This window comes from Clostridium beijerinckii, from assembly GCF_018223745.1.
Classification (GTDB): Bacteria; Bacillota; Clostridia; order Clostridiales; family Clostridiaceae; genus Clostridium; species Clostridium beijerinckii.
Genome location: NZ_CP073653.1, coordinates 5,313,771 through 5,331,390 on the forward strand (window position 1 = coordinate 5,313,771; position 17,620 = coordinate 5,331,390).

The window sequence follows — 17,620 nt, forward strand, 5'->3', positions numbered from 1 at the left end:
TGCATAACCTATATTTATAATTTCTATTAAATATATGAACTTAAAGTTTTAGAAAATTTGTAAATATACTTATCTAATAAGTTAACCCTTTATATTTGATATCTATATATGTAACTAAACTTTTCACTTTATTTCATTACCATCTATAAGAAAGTAAATGATCCAGCTACCTTCTTATTAATAAATACTGCTAATAGCTTCGAGGCTATTTTACTTTTATTTTCTTTACTCCCTCCTTAATGATTCTACTGGATCCAACCTTGCAGCTTTATTTGCTGGTAGTAAACCTGCTAATGTACTTATTACAATACTTACGGTAACTCCAAGTATTGCGTATTCTCTTTTTATTAAAACCACACTTACTGCAAATAGTTTATTTGACATGAGATTTATTCCTCTCATGATAAAATATGCACCTATTAAACCTATTGCGCCGCTAAAAAATCCTATTAAAAAAGCTTCTGAAACAAAAATTCTACGTATGTCTTTTGCTCTGGCTCCAATTGCTTTTATTATTCCTATTTCTTTAGTTCTTTCTACAACACTTATGTACATAACAACTATTATCATAATCGCTGATACAATTAAAGATATTGCTGCAATTCCTGATAGTACATATGTTAATATATCTATCATTTGATTAAACATAGATGCCATTTGTTCCTGAGATGACTGTGAATAACCAAGTTCATTAACCTTTTGTTTAATTTGAGGGGTATATTTGCTATTTGTTGTGTTAACATAAACCACATTAGGCTTCAATTTATAGCCGTCATCTGAATATAACTTTTCTAAATCAGCATAATTTAAAAAAGCAGATTTCATATTTGCAGTTAAATCTCCACTTGTTGTTGTATAAACACCACTTACAATAAAATCCCTATTTAAAATCTTTTGATTTGCAAGCATGCGTAAATTCACTTTTTGCCCGATAATATCTTTCCCCAAATTATCGCTTAATGCTTTATTAATTAATACTTCCCCATCTTTAGGTAATGTTCCAGTTTCAACATTAGCCGCCGTTATATTTGAAGATATTGTTGAAACATTCATCAAATTATTAGTTTTATTATTGTATACTAATGAATTTGCTCCAAGAGAAATTATACTATATCCTCTTTCCACAGAAGATACATTTTCTATTTTTGATAATGTATCAATATCACTTTCTTCAAATGGTTTAGTAGAATTAACATCCGGTTTCTGGACTGTTGTTACATCTAAATTTATATTCTCATCTTCTTCACTAGGCATATTAACTTCTATTACTAATGGGTTTACATAATTATTCATGGTCTTATTAAAATAAGATTTCACTCCATTGCCTAAGGACAGCATTAAAATTATGCTCATTATTCCTATACTGCCTCCCACAGAAACAAGGATATTACGAGGAAGTTTTTCTTTCATATTAACAAGTGCTAATTTTGCAGATGATATTAAACTAAGATTTTGCTTTTGCTTTCCAATATTATCTTGTTTTTCTATATTAACTTCATTATCTAATTCTATGACCTTGTTATCATCAATTATTTCTCCATCTGATATTTTAATTATTCTACTTGAAGCAGATGCTACTCTTTCAGAATGAGTAACCATAATTACTAGCTTTCCCTTTCTAGAAATATCCTTCATTATTTCTAAAACTTGAATTGTAGTTTTTGAATCTAGACTACCTGTAGGTTCATCAGCAATAATTATTTTAGGATTATTTATTAAAGCTCTAGCTATTGCAACTCTTTGCTTCTGACCACCTGATAATTGACTTGGTTTCTTATTTATATGATTCTCTAAACCTAAATCTCTTAATATTTCTTTTGCACGTTTTAATCTTTCTTTTTTTCTAACATTAGATAGTGTCATTGCAATTGTAACATTATCTAAAACAGATAGATGACCAATTAAATTAAAACTTTGAAAAATAAATCCAACTTCATTTTTTCTATATTTATCAAGCTCTTTTCTTCTTAACTTTTTAATATCTTTTTCATTTACAAGTAATTCTCCTGAAAAATCAGAATCTAATCCACCAATTAAATTCATTAGTGTAGATTTACCACTACCTGACTCTCCTATAATAGAAACTAATTCTCCAGCATTAAAAGATAGATTAATATCATTCAATACATGAAATTTGTCATTATCTTTTAATCTATAATACTTATTAATATTTCTCAACTCTAATAAAGCCATTTTTCGTATACTCCTTGTTGATTTTATAACTATATATAACCAAACTAAGACCTGAACTTATGCGTATACTTCGCCGAAATCATAAATATTTTGATTCCGAAAAGCTATGAAAATATCGCTGAAGGTTCTAAGCAGCAGGTTGTATCCACTTTAGCATGCTCCAACTTTCAGTTTGACAAGCTAAAATGGAACAACCTACAGCTAAGAACCTTTAACAGCTCATTTTCAAATGTTTTCTCCACAAATATATTTATAATTTCTAGTGAAGATACAAACTTAAAGTTTTAGCAACTTTGTAAATATGTTCATGTAATAGGTCTAATTCTTAATTGAGTTATCTATGGATAAACAATAATTTAAATTCTATTTTCTCAAAATTATCTTTTTCAATAGTCTATATTCTTTTGTTATGTATAATCCTATAGCGTAAGTTATAGTTCCAATAATAAATTTAAATATTGCACTTACTAACATATTGTTTATTACTATTTTGCTTATTAATATATATCCTCCAACCATTAATACACCGATAATAAGAATGTTTTTTAATTGTAATAAAAATGAAATAAAGCTTTTTTCAAATACATGCGTTATAAGTACATAGAAACATTGGATAAAGTTTAATATAAATGCTATAACTAATCCTAACGATAATATAATTAAACTTCTATTCATTATCCCTGTAACTATTGCACTTACAGTGAATATTGCTGATACTACTCCCGTAGAAAATAATTTATTAACATACCCAGTGGCTTGAAATATTGATCCAATACTTGATAATACCATTTGTATCACAATTGTCACTGATAATATTCTAAATATTGGTATTGATGCATCCCAATTAGTACCATACATTATGCGTATTATTTCATTTGCAGAAAAGAAGCAATATACGCTTATAAAAATTCCTAAATAAGCAAGAACTTTTATAACTTTTATATATGTTTCATAAATTATATCCTTTTGATTCTGATATTCAGATAATACTGGATGCAATACAGGCGTTATTACGTTTGTTAAATTTTGTACTGGATAAAGCATAAGCTTATATGATTTATCATAATACCCTAAAGTTGATGCGCCCAAGAACTTACCAATTAATATGTTATCTAAATTCCTCGTAAAATAGTTTATAAAATTAAATAGGAATTGAAAGCTTGAGTAATTCTTTATCTTTTTTATAGAACCATATGAATAACCTTTACTTATTTTTAATTTACATGCCATAAAACACAATACAAAAATAAATAAACTTTTTAATATAGAATCAAAAACTAATGAATAATAAGAGAATCCTTTAAAGGCAAGAGATATTGTCAAAGTTCCAACTATTACATTTACAATTATATTTATTATTCCTACTTGTTTAAATTTTTGAGCTTTATATAATATAGCATTTGGTACTATATTACATATAGAAAATAACACAGAAAAAGATAATAATCCTCCCAATCTTATATATATCTTATCATTATAAAAATAAGCTATAAAATAAGAAAAAAAGTAAAATCCAATTGCTATAACTATAGATCCAATTATCGAAAACTTAAATATATCTGAAATCTCATTTTCATCTAAAGATTTATTTTGTATTATAGCGGGTCCTATCCCCATATCACCAAGCATATTGAAAAATGATATAAATACAGTTATTACTGCAATTATACCAAAATCTGCTGGCATCAATAACCTAGCTAACACTGAATTTATAATTAACTGTGCAAATATATTGCTATATTTAGATATGAACGTAATCATTATTCCACTTTTTAAATTTGAATACTCTCTCATGATTCCTCCGGTTATAACTACCTACACCATACATCTATTATTTTTCTATAATTTGAATCCACTGTTTAATAATATTATCTATCTTAAAATCTTTAGCTCTTTTTACAGATTCTAATGACATACTTGTTCTTTTCTCATCATTTTCTATTAACGATATAATCTCATCAGCGAATTTGTTAATATTATAATCCCCAACTAAAACTCCATTTATGTTAGGCTTGCTTATTATTTCTTTAGGACCAGAATTATCAAAAGCCACTACTGGCAATCCGCATTCCATTGCTTCTGTGATAGCTAATCCAAAGCCTTCCCATCTTGAAGTTGAAACAAAAATTGAAGATTCCAAATAATGATCTTTAACATTATCACATTGACCAAGCAATATTACATTATTTTTTAGATTATACTTTTCAATATGATTTATCAGACTTTCTCTATCAGGACCTTCTCCAACTATTTTTAAAATCCAATCACTTTTCTTTTTGTGAATTATATTAAAAATTTCAATAAGAAGATCCAAACCCTTTTGCTTCTCTAACAATCTTCCAACAAAAATTATACTTTTTTTATCACACGAAGATTTTTTATTGCATTCAAAACTTAAAGGGTTATAAATCACCTTACAATCTATCCCTAACTTTTCTTCATATTTAATCTTGTCATCATAAGTTAAAACTACATTGCAATTTAATTTTGGTATATATCTTTTAAACAACTCGTCTTGCTTCCAATAATATTTACCTTTATTATTTAAGTACGCATCATAAGAATTATGCATCCATCCTATAGTTTTACCAATTAACTTATCACTTATTTTCCCAAGAACTATACTATAATAACCTTCTACACCTATGATAACATCATAATTTCTTGTATTTAGATACTTTATAAATCTGTCTTGAACTTCATTAGGACAATATCCATAAAGCAATAAATCACTCATAACAGAATTGTTTAAAATTCCAGTTATAGAATTCACCTCTCTAGAAATCTTACAGATAACTTTGTTAGTAAACTTCTTATGTAACAGCCCCGAATTAAACTTTATACTTACATTAGAATTCAAATTATACATTTCTCTATTAACTTTAAAAGTTCTATCTGTACAAATTACATCTACTTTATTATTTTTACTTAATTCACTAGCTAAAACAGATACTACTCTTTGAACTCCTCCCAAATTAAAAATTGTAGTAGTTATAAAACATATTTTCATAATTTCTCCTTATAAGGCACATTACCTATTTTTTATTTTCTTCAAAACTGGATATAAACCGCAATTCCATAAAAATAGCTTTAACTTATCGTCTTTAGATATTTCCTTTAAAAATAAAAAATCTTTATTTTTCACACTTAATTCATCATATTTACTTTTCTTAAAACTTTTTAGATTATTCCCCTCATGTGCATTAGTATAATGGGCTATAAAATGAGATAATACTTTGATTCTAAAAATGTTTAAGCTTTTCTTATCTACTTTTATATTTTTATCTTCTATATAATTTATAATACTGCTCATAGCAAAATAGTAATCTTCTGCGAGCTTAGCATTTTTCTTATGAACTGTTGATGTTGCTCTTTGTCTATAGTAATACAATGGTTTATCTATAAAAGCTATTCCCTTGCTAGAATGTATTGCTTTAAAAACTGGAAATGCATCCTGAATATATCTATGAGGTTCAAACTTAAACTTAATCTGTTTTAATAATTCAGTTCTAAAAAACTTATTCCATAGTTGACCTTGCAATTCATAATTCAACATAAGGTTCATAACCTCATAATTGTTATATATTTTTCTTGGATCTACTCTATATTTCTCAATATAGTTTCTGCTATCTTTTTCATCATAATATACGTAATATTCACTTATTACTATGTCAACATTAACTTTTTCTGCTCTATTATACATATTCTCAAGCATATCTAATTCTAAAAAATCATCTGGATCAATATATATAGTATATTCACCTTTTATATAATCAAATGCTGTGTTTCTAGCAACAGATACACCTTGATTTTTTTGATACAATATAGTGAAGTCTTCAAATTTATCTTCATAATCTTTAACTATATCCATAGTTTTGTCTGTTGATCCATCATCAACAATCAATATTTGCAAATCTTTATACGTCTGCATTAAAAGACTATCTAAACATTCTTTAATATACTCTTCAACATTATAAACTGGAATAATAATACTTATCATATATTTGTTCTCCTTGAACCACTAAGATATTCTATACTAAATTATTTATTACCACTTTTTTGATTATTATCAGCATTCATATATAAGTTTTCCAAGTTTCTTGATATTGCTCTAGCGCTAAAACCTGACTTCATAATATCTTCAGAGGTATCCTTTCTACTATATCCATCTTTATATTTCAGAATTATCTTTGCCCATTCCTCTGGTGGACTATCTAAAGAAACAGATTTCCAATAATGAGTTATCTTTATTTCATTACTTATAGCATCAGAGGCTACAGCCATCAATGCTGCTGCTTGAACTTCTATCCCAACCACTGGAAGACCCTCATAATGAGATGGAAAAACAAATATATCCGACGCTTGTAGAATGTTATGAATTTCATTACAAAGTCCATAAAATATTACTTTATCCTCTAAATTCAGTGATCTAACCTTATCCTCAATCTTTTCTTTTAATTCTCCCTCTCCAATTAGCAATAGCACTGAATTACTATATTGCTTATTCACAGAATTAAAAATATCTATTAAGAAATCATGGTTTTTTTGATAGCTAAAGCGCCCTACATGAGTTAATACAAATTTGTCTTCCAAATTTAATTTTCTTCTATATTCTTTTCTTATCCCTTCATTATAAATAAACTTTTTTTCATCAATACCATTATTTATAACCTTAGCCTTTTCATCTCTTACATCTTCCTTAGAGAACATCCATTGTGCCGCATTAGTTGAGCATGCAAATTCATAATTAACTACATATTTCCAAAGACTTCTTATAATGTTCTGTATTCCTAAATGTAAATGATAAAACCTCTTATCTCTACTTATTCTATCATTATGTGAATGCATAATAATTGTAGGTGTTTTACATATTTTAAAAACAACTGCTTCAAAAAAGCTTTTTGCACGATCGCCGTGTATATGTACTACTGAGTATTTTTTATCTTTTTGCAATCTATATAAATCTATAAAAGATTTCAGCCTTTTAATCCCATTATTTTTTTCTAAACATATTATTTGTCCACCCATTTTCTCAACACTTTCATCATAGAATTCAGTTTCTTCTTTATTCTTATATACTACATAATCAAACTTAACTTTATTTAAATGCATATTTCTATTTATATTTAATATAAAGGCTTGAATTCCTCCAGCTCCTAATGAATCCACAACTTGGAGAACTCTTAACGTTTTATTTTCCATAACAACCTTCCTTCATCTGATATCAGGCACTATAATCATCATTCACATATATGAAATTTCGCTTTCTAAGATTCATGAGTAAATTCTTCTCATGAAATCACTCTTCACTTATGAATAGATAATTAATTTTTATCTTATTCTATACTAGCAGTAGCACATTCTTGCGAATCACTGTCTATAATGTTGTTTCCTAGATACGTAGCAATCACAGCAAAAGTAAAGCAGCCTGTTACATCCGTAAATATAGCTTCTGCAGTAGATGCTATTAAAATATATAATAGCAGCAAAAATGCCGCTGATTGAATTTCTCTATTATACTGATATCTTTTCTGTATTGATTTAAATATATTCAATATAATCCATAAAAATATAATTAAACCCAAAAAGCCAAATTGACCATATACATAAGGCCAAAAAGTATCACCAATATACGAATGAGCGGTTTCCTCTAATCCACTAACTACATTTATTCCATATTCATAATATATAGGCGAATAATAATCTCCGGATATTTCTGATGCAAAGGTTCCAAAACCACTTCCAAAAGGTATATATTTGCAAGCTAGTTTATAACCTACTATAAATAGCGCTGGCCGAGCAGCTGTAAGATAATATGATGCATATTCCATTATTTTGTTATACGTCGAGAAGATTCCTATGACAGCAAGTATCAATATATATCTTATTTTTATAGATTTAGCATATTTCATAACTAATTTCATAAAGAAATATCCTAATATGAATACAAATGCTTTATTTCTTAATGTAAAAAACAATATAGCTATTGATTCAAAAATAATAAAATTATCAAACTTTCTTCTATTATCACTTAATATTACACATAAAAATATTACAATTGCTGAAACCAAATATGTTGGATGCTGATATAGAAATTTATAACTTCTCATTCCATATCTTATATCTGATGCCATTCCTATATCATGAATTATATTTAAAATTAAAAAAGTAAATATTATATTTACGTAAATTCTTGATCTTTTTGCTACCTTTTCTAACAACAAATCTTTATCTATATTATTTGATACAATTAGCGTAAATGTGTAACAGACTACAAATTTACTTATAGCTAAAATATCTTTATATATAGCAATCTTCTCTGGTTGAATTTTATGCATTACGTTTCCTGCTACTCCTACAAGCAGCAAACAAGAAAATAAAATTATAGATTTGACTTCACTAGAATACATGCTTATTTTATTTTTTCCATTAAATATATAAAAAACTGATAGAATTATCAGCATAAATGTGAATAGCTCATCAATATACCCCAATTGTGGAATATACGCAATTAGACAATTTTGAAAGATAAAAATGTCAAATAATACATTCAAAACGAAAAGCATCTGTTACTCCCTTCTTAGGTATAATCAAAAAATAACAAATCCATCTGCTATGCCTATTTCCCATTATGCTATGTTAGCAGATTACCCTTATAGCCCGCTATGAGACCAATCTGCTTCCTTGCCTAACGAAAAATAATCATAGCATTTTGGACTTGTTGTTTTCTTTCATCTTCCTAAATTTAAAGTTCTATATATAGATTACCCAAAAGTTGAAATTATATATTCATCTTTGGATAAATATAAAGAAAATAACAGATTAAAGAGATGATATATATCATCTAATAGATAAGATTTTGATTGTGGTTACAGTTCTTTAATAAGTTTAACAGGAACTCCACCGTAAACCCCTTTATTAACAATGTTTTTAGTTACAACTGAATTGGCAGCGACAATCACTTTGTCGCATATATTTACCCCACGTGTAATAGTAGAATTGCATCCAATCCAAATATTATTACCTATATTTATTTCTTTAGTATTATATCCTTGAGATATTATTGGCTTATCGCTAATATCATAGCGATGGTCATGATCAAAAATCCCTATATTAGGTCCAAATAGACAATCTGATCCGATACTTATTTTTTCTAAAGATACTACTTTATTATTAGTATTAAAAAATGTATTCTCTCCAACATAAATACTTCCATTTATACATTCGAAGCTGCAATAATCTTCGATATAAACATTATTGCCAAGAGATAATACATTTCCTTTACTTATTCTTATTTTTACACCTTTACCTATATAAAGTGATTTTAAATTCTTAATTTTAAACTCAATTCTATTACTATATCTTATTTTTAATACAATAATTCTCATTAATGATCTTAAATACTTAATGCCTTTTCCAATCATCATTTATCTCACCTAACTTAAATTATAATCAAAAAAATAACAAATCCATCTACCAATCCTGTTTTCCATTATAGAGGGAACTCGACTTGTTACGCTCCATGAGTAAGCGATTCACACCAAATCATAGATTTGGGTTCTCTTCTTACCAGCAGATTTTACTAATAGACTCGCTATGAGTTCAATCTGCTTCTTCACATAATGAAAAATAATCATGACATTTTGGACTCATTATTTTCTTTCATGGCTTAAAATTTCTTTATATTCTTTAAGATGTAATTTAAAATATATCTCTTTATTGAATTTAGTATTGAAAATTTCAAAGCAATTACCCTTCATATAAGAATATTTTTCTTCATCTTCATATAATTCAAGTATTTTTTCTTTAAAGCTTTCAATATCTTTAGCCTCTACTAAATACCCATTATATCCGTTTTCTATTTCTTCATTTGTTCCATCTATATTGGTAGCTACAACTGGAACCCCTTGTGAAAATGCTTCTAGTGGAGTTAGAGGTAAACCTTCTATATAGGAACATAGTAATAATACATCTATATATTTTAGATATTCTATAATGTTATCCTTAGCCCCTAGCGGATAAATATAATCTTCTAGTTGCTCTTTCCTTATAAGTTCTTTAATATTACTTAGCTCTGGTCCATCACCTATTAATACAAACTTTATTTTTTCATTTTCTAATGCAGTACTTTTTGCGATAGAAATAAAATCATAGATTCCTTTGTAATCTACTATTCTACTTACCTGAGCTGCTATAAAGTATCCTTTTTTCTTTAGCTCTAAAAGCTTATCATCAACTTCTTTACTATCATGCTCAGTTTCTACAGTATTATATATAGTTTTTATATTCTTTTCTTCTAAACCAGCCTTTTCAATTAAAATTCTTTTAGCTGCTTCACTTACAGTTATTGTTTTAATGCCTTTTAAAGATACATTCGTTAACTTAAACTTATCTTCTATACATAAATGTTGAGTATGTATTACTTTAACTTTAGTAATTTTCGATATTAATTTAGCTAATAATGTTGTCATTCTATGATGACTATGAATTATATCTATATTTTCCTTTTTCACCATCTTATATATGGCTATTAAGTTATTTAATATAATATCGGGATTCTTGGAATCTGTATTTAAAATATTGTAGTGTTTAACTCCCATTTTTTCTAAATCCTTAGTTAATTCACCGCCCATACTTGCAACTATAACTTTGTTACTGCTATTGAATAACTTACATAGTTGAATAATACATTTCTCAACTCCTCCAAGGCCCATACCTCTGTTAAGATATAATATATTCATCAATAATCTCCTTTATTTATGAATGCTGCTCTACATTATCTGGCCGATTACATTATCAAACTTTCTAATGAAGTCATTTTTATTAGAACTATATGTATTACATTTTGCCGATAATTCTTTATAATTACTTATTACGCTACATAAATCTTCTATATCATATACTCCAATGATCTTTGAATTTTTATCTAATCTTTTGGTAAAAAGTATTTGATGATCATCAACATGTTCATCAAACTCTGGATCTCTTGGCACTACAATTGGAACCTTATTATATTGGAGAGGATGAAATATACTTCCTGGTCCTCCGTGAGTTATGATTATATCACTTTTTCTCACATATTCATCCATTTCATCATATCCAATCATTTTCTTGTATTCATAATTTTTAGGCTCATAATTACAGTACCCAATTTGAGCAAATACTTCTTCTTTAATATCTCCACTTTCAATTAATTTATCCAATTGGATAAATAATCTTTCCATGCCTTGTTCATGTGTTCCTACTGTTACGAATATCAAAATAATCCCTCCAATACTTGTCCTCTTGGGTAAAACTTCTTTTGTTCTTCCCATTGTAATATAAATAAATCGCTTATAGGATAGACTATCTTCCCCGTTATAGTTGGTTTTTCTATCCTATCATACACTTCAATATAAACAACTTTTGCACCGAATAATTTCCCAATATAGAAAAATGGAATTGCGGGTGCTGCACCAGTGCTGACAATAAGATCTGGTTTTTCTTTAAGTAATATTTTTATTGATAAAAATGTATTTTTGATTAAATTTTTTATATTTCTATTTGTAGGAAAGTAGCACCAATATTTTTTTTCATCTTTAAGTATTGATTTAGAATCTTCCTTTTCAAAGGTTACCCAAAATCTCTCCTTATCTTTCCACCACTCTTTTAATTGGATTAAATGAGTTAAGTGACCACCACTTGATGTTATAAAACATACCTTCATAATATTCTCCTCCTTAACCATTTAAAAATTTACCATGCCATGGTTAACATTCTTTAATCTATAAGCTCAGATGGAGTTACCATGTCCATCTGAAAAGTTTCATTTAATTACCCTTGCTATATTACCATTGCTGTTTTTATTTTACTTAAAGCTTTTTCTTCTAAATTCAATACAGATTTTCTTCCAATTGAATAATAATCTATTTGTCTTTCCTTAGCCTCTTTAATTTTATAACAATTTCTACCGTCAAATATAATTGGAGTATACATAAGCTTTTCATATACACTTAGATCTAAAGATTTAATTTCATTCCACTCTGTAAATATGAATGTCATATCTGCATACTTTAAAGCTTCTTCTGGAGTACTTACATATGTTATTCCACTTGGATATACTTTTTTGAAATTCTCAACTCCAACTGGATCATATGCAATTATTTCAGCACCTTCATCTAATAATCTTCTTACATTTGGTATAGATGGAGCTTCTCTTAAATCATCTGTTCCAGGCTTAAATGTTAATCCAAGCACAGCCACTTTTAATCCTCTTAAACTTCCAAATTTATTCTTAGCTTGTCTAAATAATTTATATTTTTGATTTTCATTTACTTCTATTGTTGCTTTTATTGTTTTTAATTCATATCCATTATCATTTGCAAGCCAATGAAGTGCTTTTGTATCCTTAGGAAAACATGATCCGCCATATCCGATTCCAGCATTTAAGAATTTATCACCTATTCTTGGATCAAAACTCATTCCTTTAGCTACATCTTCAACATCTGCTCCAACCATTTCGCAGAAGTTTGCTATTTCATTCATAAATGATATCTTAAGTGCTAAAAAGTCGTTTGATGCGTATTTAACCATTTCTGCACTTCTTCTATTCGTAACAACAATTGGTTGATTATAGCCTTCATAAACCTCTTTTAAAAGTTCTTCCGCTTTTTTAGATTCAACTCCTATTACAATTCTCTTTGCATATAAAGTATCGACAACTGCGGTTCCTTGCGCTAAAAATTCTGGGTTTGACGCTACTTCTATTTGAATATTATTTTTAACATTTTCCTTTAAAAACTCTTCAATTCTATCATTAGTTCCTATTGGTACTGTTGATTTAACCACTACTAAACAATCTCTTTCAGCATTTTCAGCAATTTGTCTACATACATTAAACACATAATCTAAATTTGCTGATCCATCTTCTCTTTCCGGAGTTCCAACCCCTATGAATATCAAATCAGCATCTTTATAAGCATTTTTATAATCTATTGTAAAATCTAATCTACCTTCATCGTGATTTCTTTTTAAAAGTTCATCTAATCCTGGTTCATATATTGGTGAAATTCCTTGTTTCATCATTTCAACTTTACTTTTATCTATATCAACGCAAGTTACATTATGTCCAATTTCCGAAAGACATGCTCCAGTAACTAAACCTACGTATCCTGTTCCTGCTACTACTATTTTCATACTTACCTCCATATATTCCGTAATTCTAATTGATTAAATTTATTTGCTCCCATATTACTCATAGCTTTAGAGACAATAGATTTAAACTCATTCTCTCCTCTAATGCGCCTTATTAAGGCATAATCAAAAAATAATACGTCCATATGCCTAAAGTCACTTAACTTGCATGCTTGTCTCCAAACAGCACAAAAAATGTTTTAAATATTAACTTAATATCAACTAAAGTATTTCTTTCCCTTACATACTTAATATCTAGTTTCATCCAATCTTCAAAATCAATATCATTTCTTCCTGATACCTGCCAGTAACATGTCAAACCGGGTTTTACTTCAAGCCTTGTCATCATCCAATTATCAAATTTTTCTACTTCTTTTGGAAGAGATGGTCTAGGTCCGACTAAACTCATATCACCTTTTAGAACATTAAACAATTGTGGAAGTTCATCTATGCTTGTCTTTCTTATAAATTTACCTATTTTAGTTACTCTTGGATCATCCTTCATCTTAAACATAGGTCCGCTCATCTCATTTTTATGACACAGCTTATCTTTTAGCTCTTCGGCATTAGCAACCATAGATCTAAATTTATACATTTTAAATACATTACCGTCTTTACCAATCCTCTCCTGAGAGAAAATTACAGATCCTTTTGATTCAAGCTTAATTAAAACTCCAACAATCAAGAATATTGGACTTAAAACTAATAACCCAAATGACGAACAAAGTATATCTGTAATTCTCTTAAAAAAATAATATTTACCTCTATTTTCTACTTTCTCTTGAAACACAAATTCTCTCTTACTAATTTCTACTTGTTGCATTTTATCACCATCCTATCATAATTAATTATTAGCTAAATATTTTAACTTTTTTAATATGTGTTCACTATGGTAAATAACAACATTTAATAATTACTGCTTTATGTAATTAGACCTAAACCGACAATTTATTGCTTTTCTCTATTCTCTGTATTAAATATATTACAACGAACCTATAGTAAGTTTCAACGCACAATAAACGCTATATTAAGCAATAAAAAGGTTATTTGCTAATATAGCGTTTTATGACAAGTATTTAATTTATTTTCTTTTTTATGGCAGTCCTATAATTTAAGAACTTACTCATTCCCCCAAGACTCAATATAAACTCCATACAAACTTTTAATTTATATAAAATAAACAAAAATTCTATCTATTAACAATTCGAATTTACATGAACATATATTTATTCATAAAAAATATATGATAGTGTTTTATACAGCTTGTAGATATCCAATTCATAACCTAGCTCCCGCTATAAATACTGAAAGTGAAAACATTACTGTTTCCACTTTCTAATATTGTCTTTGTTACAAAGTATAACTTAATTTTCTAAATTTGATATCTATATTTTAATATTTATTGAATTTAATTAGCTATCAATTCAACATTATCAATTTGTAAATTTGTCCATTCCTTGCCATCTTGTATAAATGAGATTATTAAAGTGCCATTAGTAACAGTGACTTGTTGCGAAATTTCAACATAGGAATCCCCATGTGGAATTTTAACCGAAGCTGCCTCTCCTCCAAAACCTGATAATTCTAATTGTGATGAGGTAGGATTTCCAGTATTTTGTTTAACCATTGCCTTTATCGTATAAGTTCCATTAGGTAACTCAGTTACTTTTTGTTGTAACATTTGTTTTCCCTGACCCCAGAAATAACATTTATCATTTCCAGCAAAAGCATCTTCATCATTAACTCCAAATCCATCTGGATTAGCTGCTACCCAGCCTGTTGTATCACCTGTTTCAAAATCTCCATTTGTTATTTTCCCAACAGATTCTGGTATGTTAGATGAACTTGCACCTTCGCCCTGTTTAATAACCTTAGCTTCCTTTGATACAACATTTCCGTTCTCATCTAATAACTGAATATCATCAATTTGTAAATTAGCTTCACCATTTAAAGTAGATATAAAGTTAAAAGCTACATTTAATTTTCCATCCTTAACATCTATAGTTCCTTCTATTTTTCTATAATTATCGCCATGTTTTATATTAACTTTTTCAGTCTTATCTCCAGAAGTTAATTCCATAGCTGCATAATCTGGAATCCCTGTATTTTGTTTTACCATAGCCGTTACTGTATATTTTCCATTTTTTAATCCTACAACTGTTTGATCAATCTTTTTGGTATAAGGCTTGTTATCATAGAAATATAACTTATTATTTCCAGATGCTGCATCTGTGGAATCTAAGCCATAACTTCTTCCGGATATATTCCAGCCCATAAATCCATCTTCAAAACCTGGATTTGTTAATTGACCTTGAACGCCTATTATATCATTATTCTTATCAATATTCTCAGAACTTAATTTTTTTAAATAAATCATATCCCAATATTCCAAAGATGGTACTGTAAATTCTATATAATTTCCTTTTTCATCGTTTCCTTTTGAAAATTCTAAACTTTGTGATTTACAATCATTAGCATCAGGTGATGCTAATAAAACACTTTGAATATCTTGGGTTACATAATATTTAACCTTAAAATTTTCTGCTTTAATTGGTTTAGATTTCGATCCATCAGCAGCTCTCCAAGTATTATCAAAAACACCTAAAAGATTTACCATTTGAATAACATCATAATTTGAATCTTTTTTTCCGTAAGTCCATATTTTATTAGCTTCACCTATATTACTATTCTCATAACCTTCAACTTGGATTTCATTATTACTATTTATTTGTCCATCTCTTAATAAGTTTTCATAAGCAACTATAAAGTCATAATATTTTCTTTCCCTTGCCTTTAACTCTTCATCCATAACAACATTTTTATTGGGGAAATACTCTTTGGTAAGCATTCTTGTATCATCGCCCAACTCAAGTCTAGATCCACCTGCTGCAAAGACTGAAGCCCCTGTTAATAGCACTGAGGAAGTATTAAATTTTCCAGGCTTTTCTTCACTATGCTTATCTCCCAAGTCATAATTCATATATGCCGGCACTATTAATGATCTTCCTTTTGTCTCCGTTCTTGCTTGATCCACAATACCTTTCAAGGAATTATATGTTATAATTCCATCCCAAGGCCATACTTCCGTATATGCACCACTTACATTACTACTATTTACATCTTCGTGCCCCTTATTTCCAACTGGATTAAATAATATATATTTGTCAGGAAATTCTTTCTTAGCTGCATTTATAAAATCTTTAAAAGTAGTTGTAATTGATACTGGTGTTCCATCTGCTTTATACACTGTTCCAAAATCACCTACAGTATCCATATGCCATCCATCAAAATCAAATGCTTCAAAAACTTCCTTTTCCCTTGCAAAGAGATAATCCTGCCATTCTTTATTTGATGGATCCATAAAGTAAAGCGCATCTGTTTCCCAGCCGCTAGGCATTGCCATGGTCCACTGTTCTCCATCAGTTCCACTTGGATCCTTGTATAATCCCCATTCCTTTTTCACACCATCATTTTCATATCCTTGAGTCGCTCCATATATTAAATTGTATTGCATTGAAGAAATTCCTGCTTCATGACCATTCTTAATATATCCTTCTATTGTTGATTTATATACATCATGTTTTGATAAATCCTGCCATACATCTTCAACATTTGAACCTTCACCTGCTATAGGATCATGATGTTTGTCTTGCCAATCATAATATTGCAGACCATTTATATGGAATTTTTTCAACTGATCTATTATATCTTTTGTATTAACACTTTTCTCATAATTAGTTAGATAACCGTATCTAGGAAACTTAAGCCAACCTGAGGAGACATCTACAGCTGTTGATGATGACTCCATGACTTTTCCTTCAGAATCTTTACACGTTATTTCAAGTAAATAGCCTTTAAAATCCTCATTAGGAGCTGTCCAGTTTATAAATAACTCTTTATTTTCATCTTTTTCAATTGAAAAATTTTGAGTTACTGTATTTCCAACTTGTGTATCAAGATGCTTTGCCGATAACTCTATAGTTCCATTGGATATTTCATTTCCTGTATAATTGACCAGATTAATTTTTACACTTACATTTGATCCTGGATTATACATAGATTTATCTGTTGAAACATCATATAATAAAAGCTTTTGATTAAATACTCCTTTTTCAGAAGTATTTACTATAGGCATTTCTATAAAATCAGACTTTGCATATGCGGTATTTGATATAATTGATAAAGTTGATAGGATTGTAGTCGACATAAGTGCTAAACTACATAAAACTTTTAATTTTTTTCTTGAATTATTCAT

At 28.4% G+C, this 17,620-nt stretch carries 13 protein-coding genes; all 13 read right to left on the minus strand.

What is annotated here, in order from left to right; genetic code table 11:
* Positions 1–225: 225 nt before the first annotated feature.
* The 13 genes from KEC93_RS23650 to KEC93_RS23710 all read right to left on the minus strand — a co-directional run bounded on the left by KEC93_RS23650 (position 226) and on the right by KEC93_RS23710 (position 17,620).
* Positions 226–2,193 carry an ABC transporter ATP-binding protein/permease gene (locus KEC93_RS23650; protein WP_077867914.1) on the minus strand — a complete coding sequence of 656 codons (1,968 nt, stop codon included), beginning with the start codon at positions 2,191–2,193 and terminating at the stop codon, positions 226–228.
* Between the two features lie 363 nt (positions 2,194–2,556).
* Positions 2,557–3,987 (minus strand): lipopolysaccharide biosynthesis protein, encoded by a 1,431-nt coding sequence (locus KEC93_RS23655; protein ID WP_077867915.1) that lies wholly within the window; start codon positions 3,985–3,987, stop codon positions 2,557–2,559.
* 37 nt (positions 3,988–4,024) lie between these two features.
* Positions 4,025–5,203 (minus strand): glycosyltransferase family 4 protein, encoded by a 1,179-nt coding sequence (locus tag KEC93_RS23660; protein ID WP_077867916.1) that lies wholly within the window; start codon positions 5,201–5,203, stop codon positions 4,025–4,027.
* A 21-nt stretch (positions 5,204–5,224) separates the two neighbouring features.
* Complete coding sequence (locus KEC93_RS23665; protein WP_077867917.1) at positions 5,225–6,193, minus strand: glycosyltransferase family 2 protein; 969 nt, start codon at positions 6,191–6,193, stop codon at positions 5,225–5,227.
* Positions 6,194–6,234: 41 nt separating this feature from the next.
* On the minus strand, positions 6,235–7,395 hold the full coding sequence (locus KEC93_RS23670; protein WP_077867918.1) for a glycosyltransferase family 1 protein: 1,161 nt from the start codon (positions 7,393–7,395) through the stop codon (positions 6,235–6,237).
* A gap of 134 nt (positions 7,396–7,529) precedes the next feature.
* Positions 7,530–8,759 (minus strand): O-antigen ligase family protein, encoded by a 1,230-nt coding sequence (locus KEC93_RS23675; RefSeq protein ID WP_077867919.1) that lies wholly within the window; start codon positions 8,757–8,759, stop codon positions 7,530–7,532.
* Between the two features lie 303 nt (positions 8,760–9,062).
* The gene (locus KEC93_RS23680) at positions 9,063–9,620 is read right to left on the minus strand and encodes an acyltransferase (RefSeq protein WP_238892614.1); all 558 of its coding nucleotides are present in this window, start codon (positions 9,618–9,620) and stop codon (positions 9,063–9,065) included.
* 225 nt (positions 9,621–9,845) lie between these two features.
* Complete coding sequence (locus KEC93_RS23685) at positions 9,846–10,934, minus strand: glycosyltransferase (RefSeq protein ID WP_077867921.1); 1,089 nt, start codon at positions 10,932–10,934, stop codon at positions 9,846–9,848.
* Positions 10,935–10,964: 30 nt separating this feature from the next.
* Positions 10,965–11,453, minus strand: a complete 489-nt coding sequence (gene pssE, locus KEC93_RS23690; RefSeq protein WP_012060890.1) for a PssE/Cps14G family polysaccharide biosynthesis glycosyltransferase — start codon at positions 11,451–11,453, stop codon at positions 10,965–10,967.
* Positions 11,450–11,899 carry a PssD/Cps14F family polysaccharide biosynthesis glycosyltransferase gene (gene pssD, locus KEC93_RS23695; protein ID WP_077867922.1) on the minus strand — a complete coding sequence of 150 codons (450 nt, stop codon included), beginning with the start codon at positions 11,897–11,899 and terminating at the stop codon, positions 11,450–11,452. The genes pssE and pssD overlap by 4 nt, the downstream gene beginning before the upstream one ends.
* A gap of 116 nt (positions 11,900–12,015) precedes the next feature.
* Complete coding sequence (locus KEC93_RS23700) at positions 12,016–13,368, minus strand: UDP-glucose dehydrogenase family protein (RefSeq protein WP_077867923.1); 1,353 nt, start codon at positions 13,366–13,368, stop codon at positions 12,016–12,018.
* A 157-nt stretch (positions 13,369–13,525) separates the two neighbouring features.
* Positions 13,526–14,188, minus strand: coding sequence for a sugar transferase (locus KEC93_RS23705; RefSeq protein WP_077867924.1), 663 nt, complete (start codon positions 14,186–14,188; stop codon positions 13,526–13,528).
* A 585-nt stretch (positions 14,189–14,773) separates the two neighbouring features.
* Complete coding sequence (locus KEC93_RS23710) at positions 14,774–17,620, minus strand: glycoside hydrolase family 66 protein (protein ID WP_077867925.1); 2,847 nt, start codon at positions 17,618–17,620, stop codon at positions 14,774–14,776.